Source organism: Streptomyces sp. NPDC056061 (genome assembly GCF_042266885.1).
Lineage (GTDB): Bacteria > Actinomycetota > Actinomycetes > Streptomycetales > Streptomycetaceae > Streptomyces.
Genome location: NZ_JBHJWQ010000046.1, coordinates 1 through 12,299, shown reverse-complemented (window position 1 = coordinate 12,299; position 12,299 = coordinate 1). Strand labels below are relative to the sequence as shown.

At 69.2% G+C, this 12,299-nt stretch carries 11 protein-coding genes; 7 read left to right on the top strand and 4 right to left on the bottom strand.

Annotated elements, in window-relative coordinates:
• Positions 1-563 precede the first annotated feature (563 nt).
• The 7 genes from ACFC79_RS35470 to ACFC79_RS35440 all read left to right on the top strand — a co-directional run bounded on the left by ACFC79_RS35470 (position 564) and on the right by ACFC79_RS35440 (position 5,283).
• On the top strand, positions 564-908 hold the full coding sequence (locus tag ACFC79_RS35470; protein ID WP_376249029.1) for a hypothetical protein: 345 nt from the start codon (positions 564-566) through the stop codon (positions 906-908).
• A gap of 146 nt (positions 909-1,054) precedes the next feature.
• Complete coding sequence (locus ACFC79_RS35465; protein WP_376249027.1) at positions 1,055-1,234, top strand: hypothetical protein; 180 nt, start codon at positions 1,055-1,057, stop codon at positions 1,232-1,234.
• A 373-nt stretch (positions 1,235-1,607) separates the two neighbouring features.
• Entirely contained in the window at positions 1,608-1,919 is a 312-nt protein-coding gene (locus tag ACFC79_RS35460) for a hypothetical protein (protein ID WP_376249025.1), read from the top strand.
• Positions 1,920-1,942: 23 nt separating this feature from the next.
• Positions 1,943-2,704 carry a transposase gene (locus tag ACFC79_RS35455; protein ID WP_376249024.1) on the top strand — a complete coding sequence of 254 codons (762 nt, stop codon included), beginning with the start codon at positions 1,943-1,945 and terminating at the stop codon, positions 2,702-2,704.
• 381 nt (positions 2,705-3,085) lie between these two features.
• On the top strand, positions 3,086-3,397 hold the full coding sequence (locus ACFC79_RS35450; RefSeq protein ID WP_376249022.1) for a hypothetical protein: 312 nt from the start codon (positions 3,086-3,088) through the stop codon (positions 3,395-3,397).
• A 161-nt stretch (positions 3,398-3,558) separates the two neighbouring features.
• A complete protein-coding gene (locus ACFC79_RS35445) occupies positions 3,559-4,896 on the top strand; it encodes a hypothetical protein (RefSeq protein WP_376249021.1) in 1,338 nt (445 codons plus the stop codon).
• 246 nt (positions 4,897-5,142) lie between these two features.
• Positions 5,143-5,283 carry a hypothetical protein gene (locus ACFC79_RS35440; protein ID WP_376249019.1) on the top strand — a complete coding sequence of 47 codons (141 nt, stop codon included), beginning with the start codon at positions 5,143-5,145 and terminating at the stop codon, positions 5,281-5,283.
• On the opposite strand, the gene ACFC79_RS35435 is transcribed toward ACFC79_RS35440, so the two are convergent.
• The 4 genes from ACFC79_RS35435 to ACFC79_RS35420 form a co-directional block, all read right to left on the bottom strand.
• The gene (locus ACFC79_RS35435) at positions 5,280-5,516 is read right to left on the bottom strand and encodes a hypothetical protein (protein WP_376249018.1); all 237 of its coding nucleotides are present in this window, start codon (positions 5,514-5,516) and stop codon (positions 5,280-5,282) included. The two genes, ACFC79_RS35440 and ACFC79_RS35435, sit on opposite strands and share 4 nt — an antisense overlap.
• A gap of 528 nt (positions 5,517-6,044) precedes the next feature.
• The gene (locus ACFC79_RS35430) at positions 6,045-9,695 is read right to left on the bottom strand and encodes an SAV_2336 N-terminal domain-related protein (protein ID WP_376249058.1); all 3,651 of its coding nucleotides are present in this window, start codon (positions 9,693-9,695) and stop codon (positions 6,045-6,047) included.
• Between the two features lie 43 nt (positions 9,696-9,738).
• Entirely contained in the window at positions 9,739-10,728 is a 990-nt protein-coding gene (locus tag ACFC79_RS35425; RefSeq protein ID WP_376249016.1) for an AAA family ATPase, read from the bottom strand.
• Positions 10,725-12,140: a hypothetical protein gene (locus ACFC79_RS35420; RefSeq protein ID WP_376249014.1), complete on the bottom strand. Its 1,416-nt coding sequence runs from the start codon at positions 12,138-12,140 to the stop codon at positions 10,725-10,727. Before ACFC79_RS35420 ends, ACFC79_RS35425 begins: the two co-directional genes overlap by 4 nt.
• Between the last annotated feature and the right edge of the window lie 159 nt (positions 12,141-12,299).

The window sequence follows — 12,299 nt, the reverse complement described above, 5'->3', positions numbered from 1 at the left end:
TCAGGCACTCGACACATCGTCTTTCACCCATACGTCGGCGCGTCGGCAAGGCACTGCCTCGGCATACGGTGAAACCGCCCGGCGCTCGCGAAGGTTGCTCAAGCCGGAACGAGCACGGCTTCGGACAATGTCGATACGGTCTCGCTCTGAGAGCCGTTCGAGCAGTTCCGGTGTCACCTCGCCGGGGCACGACGCACAGCAGCAGTTCCACGACCGGACTGCTCGTCAGTCCTGCCGCGAACAGATGTTTTCCACACACCGAAGTTGGTGTGACACCACTCACCGTGCCGCGCGTGCCCTTCGGCGGTCCATGCGAGGGCCTGCCCGGAGTCCAAGAAGAGTGACATGCCGTCGGCACAGTAAGGCTGAGCGGGGACCCGCCCGTTCCTCGGCCAACTCGCAATTCACGCAATCCAGTCGCTGAACGCCACTCCGCGCCGCACCGGGACCGGCCTCTCCGACTCCCTGCCAGAGGCGTCGCAGGATTAGGCGTGTTTGGGCTTCGCCCGCTTCTTCACCGGAGGCTTCCCCGATCTCCGACCCACTCTCCCGCCGCACACCTGGTGGTCGACCGGCACACGATCCTCTACCCCGGGCAAAGCCTTCCCACCGAGGCCGACCAGCCGACACACACAGAACGAGACCTCCGGGTCTCACAGCGGACCGCCGAGCGCCTGGAAAGGCAGTCCGCCCCGAAGAACACCAGCACCAACTACCATTCCCAGCACGACCAGCTCACCGCATGGTGTACGGAACAGGGCCGCATCGCCCGTCCCTGCACCACCGCCACCTATACCGAGTACGTCGCCCATCCCATTGGACGCGGCCGCTCGCCGAACGCCATCAACGCAGCCATCTCCGCGAACCGTACCTGGATACCCGAGGAAAAAATGCCCGGAACGAAGTAGGCGCGGGGCATGCTCAACGAGTACGAGAAGGCGTGGGCGAAGCGCACCGCGGTCCGCAAGGCGCCGCCCGTCACCGACGAACTGCTGCAGGCCGTGGTTGCTACGTGTGACCTCCAAGCCCCCGCTGGGCTTCGCGAACGGGGTGCATGCTGCTCCTCGGCCGCGGGGCCCTCAACCGGCGCATCGAGCTCGCCGACCTGTCCATCGCCGACGACTTCGTCACCCTCCACATCCGATCTTCCATGACTAACCAGGACGCCACGAGCGAGCACACCGACATCCCCGACGACCCGCTCCTCGACCCTGCTGCGGCCGTGCGGGACTGATTGATCACTCCGCACCGTCTTGGTATGTGGAGAGGGGGTGTTCTTCCGGGCCCTGGCCTCTCGCGGCACCCTGCAGAGTCGTGCCGTCGCGAAGGAGCGTGGGGACTATGTCACCAGGGACGCCATCAACGACTTGGTCCGCGACCGTGCCCACAAAGTGTGGGCGAAGAACTGGCAGCAGATCACTGCGCACGGGCTACGCCTCGGCGGCGCAGGCGATCGCGGACGCTGGCGGCGACACGACGAAGCAGGGCCGGTCGAAGGCCGGCTCCGCCGTCGTGAAGCGGGAGTACTTGGACCGTGCCCAGTCCAGAGCGGAGAATCCTTGGCTGAAGGTGCAGGCGAAGCGCCGCGCCGCAGCAGGGGAGTAGCGGTGGCCCCCACGTACAGTGCCCCGTCCGTCCAGCGGCTCGCCGCCCTTGTCAACCAGGTCGCCCCCAGAGATCCGGCCCGGTGGGACGACCGGGAACGAGTGCCGGGCGCGGGTGGGGTGCCGATCCAGGTGTCGCGGCAGCGTGCCGACCAGCTGTGGATGGTGGTCGGCATGTTCGACCGGGCTGTGGGGCGGGAGGATATGCCGGGCCGGTCCTCCCAGGCGGTGGAGCAGTTGTTCACGTGGGTGGCGTTGCGCGGATTCTGGGACTTGGCCGTGGCCGGCGAGCTACGGGCGTTCGCCGCAGACTGATGGCGAGACTCCGCAGCCACCTCATGGTTTACTTTCCCGCCTATGTCCAGGCCTGGACCCCGTACCACCTGGGCCTGCGCCGGGCGGAAGCCCGCGCGCTCCTCGCACTCGCACCCACCCCGGGGCAGGCTGCGGCCCTGTCCGTCCGCACGGTCGCCGACACTCTGGCCCGTGCGCGCCGCATCCGCCCCATCGAGGACACCGCAGCCGAGATCCGTGACCACCTCGTCGTCCTGGACCTCCGGCAGTCGGCCGCCACCGAGGCCGCGCTCGGCGAGTACACCGCCATGCTTCTGCAGCAGATCGACATCGTCTGCCGTACCGTTGCAGCGCTGGAAGAGCGCGTTGCCGAGACGTTCGATGCCCACCCGCATGCCGCGGTGTACCGGAGCTTCCCCTGCCTTGGGTCCACCCTGGCGGCCCGCGTCTTCGCCGAGATCGGCGACGACCTCAACCGTTTCCCCACGGCCCGTCACCTACGCGCCTACGCCGGAGTAGCCCCGATCACCTGGTCCTCCAGCACCAGCCACTCCGTCACCCGGCGCAAAGCCGCGAACGCGGTGTTGCGCAACGCGGTCCACCGCTGGGCGTTCGGCACCCTCACACACTCCCCGGGCTGCCGGGCCCGGTACGACGAGCGACGTCAGAGAGGCGACCGGTATGCGGCAGCTCTCCGCATCGTCGGCGGCCGCCTGCTCTCCGGTCTCCACCACTGCCTGCAAGCCGGAGAGCCGTACGACGAAGCCATCATGTGGGCGCCCGGCCTCACCGCAGCGGTGGCATGAACACGCAGTGCGGTGGGGCGGGCGGGCAGCCGGACCAGATATCTGGACCATCCCTGCGCCCGAGCCCTGCAGCGGAAGTGGCACCCGGCCGCTTTCCCGCCCGGCCGCACCCGCGCCACCGAAAGCCACAGCCCTGGTGGGCGATGGGGCGGGCGGGCAGCCGGATCAGATGCCTGGACCACCCCCGGGCCGTGAGCCCTTACGCGGGAATGGCACCCGGCTGCCTCCCCGCCCCATCGCCCCGTCCGGACACGGTACTGCCGCGACCAGCGGCACAGCATCTGACGATCCGGACCGCAGGCAGCAACCGGATGAATCGAATCCAGCCGTCCTGCGACGGCCCCCTGAAGCGACGGCGACCTGATCCCGGAAAGAGGACCGATGCCTGAGATCACGCTGGCCCTCCTGATCAGTCTCATCGCCAGCAACGCGCAGCAGCCCGTGATCGCGCTGGTCCGGAGGGACGGCAAATTCGCTCTGGAGGTCGGACCGGAGGCTCACGCTGCTTCCCACTGGGTACTGGAGCGACGGCGCGAGTTGCTCGACGCCCTCCGCCTTCACGACGAAGGCGTGACATACGACGACCTCGGCCGCGAGGACCGCGAGGCATTGGTGCATCACCTGCGGGAATCCGAGGAGTGGTGGGCCGACAGGATCGCAGAGATCGCCTCGGAGTTCGCCGAGTACCCCTGACCAGGCTCCCTGGCCGCAGGCTCGGGCGACGGATCTCGGTGGGGTCAGGGCGTCTGCTCGCAGCTGTGCGAAGCCGCCCGATAGCGGATCTGCGAGGGACCCACACCGGTCAGGCGCCTGTGCCAGTGCCCCACCCACGACAAGTACGAGGAGGAACAACCATGGTGGAGATTGTGGTGCCGCAGGTACCAGAGGCCGACGGCGCGGACGTACACCGCAGCGCACGGTGGATCGTCACCGGCATCCGCGAGCGGGGCGAGGCCCGGGAGCGACTGGAGGGGGTCGAAGTCGGGCACGGCGCCCGGATCGAGACCCCCGCCGGATCGGTGCTGCTGGTCCTGGACAAGCGCCCCACCGGCTACAAGGACGGCCGCTACAAGCGCTACATGGCCTACGACGCGACGCTGACACTGCTGCTGGTGGAGGAGACCGGGCTGAGGGCCACGCCTCTATGGAGCCGCCGGTTCGCCTCCGAAACCGGCGCGTTCGGCTCCGCCGGCGCCGGACAGATCGCCAAGCACTTGGCCACCCATCCACCAGCGGAGGACTTGCACGTGCACGAGGTCGAGTCGGGCCCCGGTCGGCCGAACTGGTGCGCCAAGCCATGCCGCTGGTGCGGCGGACAGGTAGCCAAGGGCGCCGGACAGGTTCTCGGCCACGGAACAGAGGCCGAGGTTGAGCACCGACCGCGCCAGTGCCGCCAGCCCGTACAGCCCGTGACCGGGCAGACTTGCGCACTCTGCGGGATCGCCTTCGTGCAGGGGGCGGCCGAGTGGATCCAGGTTCGCGACCCGGAAACCGGGCAGCGGTGGGAGGCCCGTCACCGCGGCGACTGCGCGCGGTGGCCGGGCCCCGAGGAAGACACGCAGCGCCGGGAGGAGCTGCGCCTGCAACGTGAGAAGGAGGAGCAGGCCGAGCAGAAGCGGGAAGCGAAGCGAAAGGCGGACCGTGCGCAACGGGCGGCAAAACGCAGAGTCGCCGAGGAGGAGGAGCGCCAGGCCGCCCGGGAGGTCCAGGAGCGGGTGCAGCGTCTCGGGGTGAAGGAGACGACCGACGTGGCCATCCCGTTCGACAAGGGCCTCGACCCCAACACGCGGATGCGGCTGGTGGAGCGGCGCCTCACCCTCGGCGACGACACCACCGCCACCGTCTGGGACGTCGAGACTTACGGCGTTGGCCGTCCCGCCAGCGCGTACGAAGACGACGGCGAATACTGGCCGGATGACCGGGGCGGACGCTACTACCGCCTGCCCGACGCCCGCACCGAATACCAGCAGTACAAGTGGACGCCCCTGCCGTACGAGCCGCCGAGGCGTCCCCGCTTTGAGCCCACACCCTGCCCGTCTGATCCGTCGATGAAGCACTGCGACCACTGCGGTGGAACCGCTTCGTTCGGATGGATGGTCGCGAACCTGGGCCTGGCCTGTGACGTCGAGTGCTTCGACGCCATGGCGAACGAGCGCGGAGCCCACGCCCGCCGCTACCACTCCGCGGCATAGCCACAGCGAACGTACGTCGTCCGCCTCGTTCCTGGACGGTGCCAGGGCATCACAGGGCACCGACATCCTGATCCGCCACGAAGGGGACTGCTCGTCCCGGGCCGTGCGGCGGGCTACCCCCTCCACGAATCGCAGATGCTCCGACGGCTTCACGCCACCGGCATCAAGTCCCGTCAGGGGCGAAGCAACGCGCTGTTCGCGCTCGCCCAGTAGCTGCCCGCAGCGGTCCTGGCCAGGATGCTCGGCGTGCACGTCAGCGTGGCCGTGACCTGGCAGCGCGCGAGCGGCGGGAACTGGATGACGTACGCGGCCGCAGCCGCCGCCCGCTCCGCCGCCCGCTCCGCCGCACGCGCCCGCCCGGAGACCGGTAACGCCCCGGCCTCTTAGCCGAAATGGATCTCTTCGACCACGTCCCAGGTGTAATAGCCCAGGTCGGGGCATTGGTACTGGTTGACGAGGTGGACGCGGTCGATCGTGATGTCCACTCGCGGGGGCCGCAGCGCGCGCAGTGCCCGGTTGAGGTCCCGGTCGGGGAAGTCGGCCCGTAATGGTGCAGTCGGGTATCGGAACTCTCCGAATAGCTTGGGCCCCACGCCGCCGTGTTTGGTAAGTTTCAACATGAGCCTCGGCGAATCGGGTCTGTGGCAGGGGCATCGCGTCGCAGCAGAGGCTGTGACGCGGGCGCGTGCTTGATGCGGCCTGTTGATCCCGGGCGCGTGTGGCTCTCCCAGGCCGATCTGGACCTCGACGGCGACGAGCCGCCCCTTGGGCGCCGCGGGCGGCGATGTCGAGCCTCTGCCCGCCAACGGTTCTCTCGTGGCCGCGGCGGTCTTGAGCGGAGCACCGCTTGCCCAGGGAGGCTTCTCAGCCACCTACCGGCTCTACGACCAGAGCGACGTTGGTCCCCGTTTACCGGCCCGGCCCAGGTCTGCCACGCGTCGGACGTGAGCTGCCACGACGGGACTGTCGTGGCAGCTTCTGTGCCGGTGGACTTTGTCCGGCCACCGGCTCCGCGCGGAGCGGAGTGCAGCGGGCGTCGGCTCATGGGGCGGGTAGGGCGGCAGGGAGGGATGGTCGGCGGTTGCTTGCAGGGCCGCTGGGTGAGTGGTGCTCAGCGGATGCGTACAACGGAGTCCTTCGGCTCTGGGCTACGCTGGGCCGGTACCCTCTTGGCCGCGTCGCTCGGCCCGGAGCTCGGCGGCTTCCACGTCAAGCCGTCCTGCCGGGTCCCCGCCACGGCGGATTACTGCTCCGCGCACCAGCGCCAAGTAGAACAGCGCGGGTGCGCAAGGTGCCCATGCCTCCTCCGTCTGCTTCAGGGTGAAATCGAGGACGGAGTCCGGGTCGGCTGGCACGAAGGCATGGCGGTCGTGCTCCCATTTGTCCTTGACGCCCCGTGCCCAGCGTCTTCTGAGATCCTCCTCGCCGAGGTCGGGCAGCACGGCGCGGAAGAAGGCGGCCCATTGATGCAGGCGGAGATCCAGTCCGAAGCCGAGCAGTTCAAGGTCCATCCTGTCCTCGGGGAAGACTCCGAGCTCTTCCTTCATCGCCCGGCGCGCTGTGGCGTGCAGGCTGATCGGCGAGCCGTCTGCGGGGACGTCGTGGTGTCTGGACAGACCTTCGCTGGCGGACGCATTCCACCGCGTGGGATTGCCTGCGACGCCGGCGCTGCGGTGGCTGAAGAGCATCTTGTCGTCGGCCCCGGTCTCCACCGCCACATTCACCCCGAAGCTGCAGGACAGGAATGGCGGAGCCGTGGCAGGGTCCTGGTTCACCAGGTATTGCTGGCGAAGCGTTGTGTCGTGGTCCGGGTGTGGGCGGTCGAGGTTGAGAGACGTAGCCAGGAAGTCGTAGTAGTCCGCGTCGCATAGGCGTAGTCGGACGATGGGGTCGTCTCCGAGGTGGGTGCGGGTGACGGTGATGCGCTCGACAGCGAACCTCGGGCGGTTCCAGCTGTGCTGCTGACCGGCAGCTGCCTTGCGGCTTTCCTCGGCCTCAATCTCGGCACGCCACTGTCGGACCACGGGAGGCTGGGTAACGCGTTGAGCCCGGTGGTGGATCTGGACGTTCTCCTCGTGGATGGGTCGTGTGCCGTCACCTTCGTAGATGTGGCAGTCGGTCATACGACCGAGCAACGCGAATCTGTCTCGAAAACCGCCGGAATGACCGAGTGCCGCACTGGCGGGGCGCTGGGTCCTGGAGCGCTCGCCCCCACTCTTGTTCGGGTTGTCGTCGGTCTGCGCGGCGAACGCTGCGACCAACTCAGCAGCTGTGGGCCGGGCCGCCGGATTCTGGTCCAGGCAGCCCAGCAGGACCCCGCCGAGCGACCTGTTCATGCCCGCGTGCTCGCAGGCGTTGCGCAGTGTCTCGGGAGTGAAGTCCCCTGCCCACTGTCCCGTCGCAGCGGTGAGGAGAATGGCCCCCACGGAGAACACGTCGCTCGCCGCGGTGACGCCGATCGGGTCGCCGAAGCCCTCCAGTTCATGGGGGGGCTCGTAGGCAGGATTCCGCCGGAATGAATCGCGGTGGCGATGCGGGACGCCGTCCACGATGGCAGTCATCCAGCCGACGAGCTGCACGTCCTGGTCGGTGACCAGCACACGGTTGGGCGTCAGCGAGCCGTGGACGAGCCCCACGCTGTGGGCGCGCCGCACTGCCTTGGCCAGGTCCCGTCCCAAGCGCCGGAAGAGCTCGGTGTCCCCCAGCGGTCCCCGGTCCTCCAGGAGCGCACGGAGGTTGTGCGCGGGACGGGCCCGCGGGTCGTCGTTCTGCTCGCGGGCGCATTCCGTCGCCAGCCATGGCGGGTAGTCCTCGACGCTGTGGCCGAGCAGCTCGGGCGCACCGGTCCCGGCCATGCGGATCAGTGCCTCCGCCTCGGTGCGGAGCAGTTCTGCTGCCTCCTCGGGGCTCGTACGGAGCGGCACCCGCACCGTCACGGTGCTGCCCATCTCGTCGCGCCCCAGGAACACAACTACCCGCTGCCATCCGCCGACGTTGCGGGCGTGCAGGCGGTAGGGCCCGGCCCTACGGGGGTCCTCCGTGAGCAGTGGCGACCAGGAGGGGCCGAGGTCAAGGGCTTGGAAGGAGACGTCTTCCGTACCGTCCGGTGCTGCTGTCGGGGCAGTCTCTCGCCTGGGCAGGGCGCGCGGACGCTCCTCACGATTCGTGGACGGCCGCGCCGGTTCTGGCACGGGCGATGGTTCCTGCCGTCCGGTGGGACGCCGTTGCGGTTCGGTCTCGGACGCGCCTTCGGTCCGAGCGGCCGGGGGCCGTACACCCAGCAGTGTCATCAGTCGGTTGTCCAGCCGACTGATGGGGTGGCTCTCGTCGTTCAGCCGGTCTGGTCCCTCGGGGTGGCTGAGCCAGGCGGGGAAGGCCGGCGAACGGCCGGCCAGTCGGCCGAGTTCGGCCGTGATCGTGCGGGTGGTGCGCAGCAGTTCGTGTGCGGGCGCCGTCCCGAGGAGGATGTTCCGGGCCTCCTCTGAGAAGTCGAACGCGCGGTGCCGGGCCGGCAGGACAGGGTCGGCCGGATCCGTGCTCTGCATCAACCCGCCCAGGAAGACCTCCGCCAGGTGCCCGGTGTCCGTGGTCGGGCCCAAGGCAGCCTGCACCAGGCGCATAGCCGGCACCGACACTGGCGCGACGGCCGCAAGGTGAGCCGCTAGGCGATAAGCCGCTGGCGACGCGGCATGGCGGAATCGCAGCACGGCTTCCCGTGTATCGCCCTGCCGTGTGTCGGCGTAGGGGCGTGAAGGGGGTGCTCCGCTGTCCGCCAGCAGGGGTAGCGCGGCCGTGGTGCCTGGGGAGGCTACGACGTTTGCCCAGCGCCCTACGGCCGCGGGCTCAGGTGCCAGCACCGGCACCGGCACCCCTTCGAAGGCCACGATGTCCGCAGGCAGCACCGGATCCGCCACGCGCCAGGCGCTGGACGGCCCGCCTCGCCGCCGTGTGGTTACCAGCCACTGCTGGGCCCGGATGCCCGACCCCTGCCACATGCGGGCGGGCAGGGCATGGACGATTGCGGTGGGCCCCTGTCGCGCCCATGTCTTCAGCGCCGTCTGCATCCGGCCGTCGCGCCAGGCCGCACCGACGCCGTCGCTCACGATGAGGACCAGCGTGCTCCCCGTTGGATCGCCCACGACGGACGGTGGCAGGGGCACGCCGCCGTCCTCGTAGGGGCGGCTGTGGAGCATCGGGGCCTGCGGGCCCCGGCTGTCCAGCCCGTAGACGCGGAGGCTGCGGAATGCTCCGCTGCGCTCCAGCAGAATCCGCATCTCCGAGGCTAGGCGCTGCCACAGCAGCATGGAGACGCCGTCGTCCACCAGCAGGGTGAGAGTGAGCCAGCGGGCGCGGGCCGGTCTCAGCACGGCGTCGGGCAGCCCCGTCTCGGCCATGGCGGCGACGGTCCTTGCCTCGTCGAGCTCTTGCTTCCGAAGGTCCGGTAGCCGCTGCTTCAGCGGCCGCAGTGCTCTGCCAAGCCGGAGCTCGTGTGCCGCAAGGGATTTCCCTTCCGGCGTACGGACCGGCAGACCTGGACGCTCCTGTTTTCCGGAACCGGGCGCAGCAGGGCCCGCGTGTAGCGGCTCCCCCGGCTGCGGTGCTCCGTCCTTCGACGGGGCTGAGGGCGGCGGCCCCGTCGTGCCGGCCTCGTCCGCATTGGGCGGTGGACGCTCATCCCTGGGAGCGGAGGGTGGAGCTACCCGAGGCTGCAATGCACGCGCCAGCGGAGCACGCTCACTGTGCGGCAGCTGCCTGGCCAGCCACAGAACGTCGAGCAGCTCTTCGTCGGAGAGATCCACTCCGCTGTCGGCCAGCACGCGCCGCAGGCGGTCGAGCACGTTTCTACACCGCCCTGCCGAGCCGGTGCAGTACGGCGTTCAGCAGTCCGCTGGCGTCGAGATCCACCCCTCCCTTGCGGAGGTAGACCGCGTTGAGTAGCTGGTCGGTGGCCAGCTCGCCGGGTGCACGTCGCTCGAGGAAGTCCCGAAGTAGGTCGTCCACCTCCTGCAGGGTGCCGGCTCCCAGATGGGCCTCGACGATGCCGCGCAGTGTCTGTTCGTCCGGCTCGGGCAGATCGAGCCGGATGCAGCGCCGGAGGAAGGCGGGAGGGAACTCGCGCTCGCCGTTGCTGGTGATGATCACGACGGGAAACTCCGCACAGCGGACGCGACCGCGTACGACGGGGATACGTTCGTTGGGGTCGTCGGTCAGCACCTCGACCATGGCCTCGTGCTCTGGCAGCCGGGCGAGTTCCGGCACCTCGAACTCGCCTTCCTCGAAGACGGTCAGCAGGTCGTTCGGCAGGTCTACATCGCCCTTGTCCAGCTCGTCGACGAGCAGCACTCGGGGCCGGGCACGGGGTACCAGCGCCGTGCCCAGCGGACCCAGGCGGACGTAAGTGCCGATCCCGGGCTCGGAGTCACTGTGGTGACGGCTGTCCTGGTTGTCACGGCGCAGATTCGCCTCGCGCAGCCGGCCGACGGCGTCATACCGGTACAGGGCCTCCTGCAGGGTCGAGCGGCTGTTGATCGGCCAGTGCAGCACGCGGCCGAGGTCTAGTTCGTGAGCGACGGCGTGCGCCAGGGAGGATTTGCCGGTGCCCGGATACCCCGACACCAGCAGTGGCCGGCGCAGGAGGAGAGCCGCGTTCACGACATCTGCCTCGGCCGGGCCGATGAGGTAGGGCCTTTGCAGGGCGAACTCCTCGCCGGGCGGGGTGAACCGACGCCATGGCGGTGCTTCGGGGAACTCCACTCGGCGGGTCGTTCCGTCGCCGCGGAAGAGCCGCCACCCGTCGTCCGGAGTGCCCATTGTGATGTCTTCCGTTGTCATGAGGGAGCGGTACCTTCCAAGGGAGCCGGATCGAGCAACTGCAGGTCGCTCAACGGGGACGGGTCCATGTCCTCCCACACAAGTGACGGCCGGGCCGGATGCCGTACGGGGTCGCTGCAGACATGCCCCCGGTAACCCCAGACACGTTCGGGCAGGTTGTTCAGCGGCCCGGTGGGCTGCAGCGGGTCGAGCTGGGAGGCGTGCTCGTACGTTTTGGCTGCTCGGTCCCAGAGCACGACGGGGACGCCTAGCGCGAGGCACATGTCGAGCAGCCGGGCGCGTTGTCCAGGAGGCCCGTGCAGCACGACCTGGGAGGTGTTGCGGTGACTGGTCTTCAGCAGCAGGGCGACCTGCTGCTCGGTGCCGCAGTCGCTGTCGAGGACGAGTGGTGTCCCGTGTCCGCTCTGCCAGCGGCGTCGCTGCGCGTCCTCTCGGTTCCTCACCAGGGTGCTCATCTCCGGGCAGCTGAGCGTGAGCTGGAACTCGGCGCCGAGCGGCACACCTGGATCGAACATGTTCTCGGGTCCCGGGTTCCACTCGTCGACGGGCAAGTGCAGTCCCGCCCGGTCCACGACGACGCTGACGAGGGGGACGTGGTCCTGGCCGTCACTGGACTGGACGCCGTGGACGGCGTCGCGGACGACCCGCGCCACCTCCTCGGCCGTCAGCGGGCGGTCCGTGGCAGTGTGGAGCGGGGCCGGCGGGCTGTCCGTACAGAGGAGCCAGACCCCACACCTGTACCGGCCCTCGGGGTCCCCGTCGGCGCGGTTCACCTCCACCAGTACGCGGGCCACGGGAGTGGGGCTGTGCGCTGCCCATCGGCCGGCGTCGGAGCGACGTTCCGCAAGTGCCGAGGGATGGATGCCGAGGCGTTTGGCAACACGACTGTTCCAATCCCGCAGCGTGGTCCGTTTCCGCTCGTCCACGGCTGCTGCGACGTACTCGACGAGATGCAACAGGGCCGGCACCTCCGGTGTGCCGTCCGGAACTGGAGCGCTGTCCGAAAGGGCCTCCAACTCCTCGACAGCAAATTCGAGGTTGTCGGCAGACAGCCGGACGGAGCGTAATACCTCGGGCAGCGGCGTGAACCGAAGTGCCGACCGCGCCGCACGTGGCACCAGCGCGGGATCGTCTTCGACGATGCCGCGTAACTCGGCCATCAGCCGATCGTGTTCGCCGACCGACAGCAGCGCACTGCCTGCCAACACCCGGCCGCGCGCGAGGAGGCCGGTGAGTTCCGCGCGCGCGGCCTCGTTCTTCGCGCCAGACGTCGAAGCCAGCGACTCGCTGAGGGTCGCCAGAGCCCGCGGGTGCTCCGACAGCAGGGGAACGAGTTCCGGAACGGACGGTGAGTAGTAGGGCTTGGTCAGGTTGGCGTGCTGGTCGGTATGTTGCGGTGGCAGGTGGGGCATGCGCCGGCCCAGGCTGCGAGCAGTAGCTGAAGCTCGCGGACGACTTGGTAGAGGCTCAGGCCGACGCCGTGTCTTTTGGGGCTCTGGCCAGTCGTTGCAGGGTGCAGAAGGCGTGTGCGACGGAGACGAGGGTGACGTGGTGGTGCCAGCCGGTCCAGG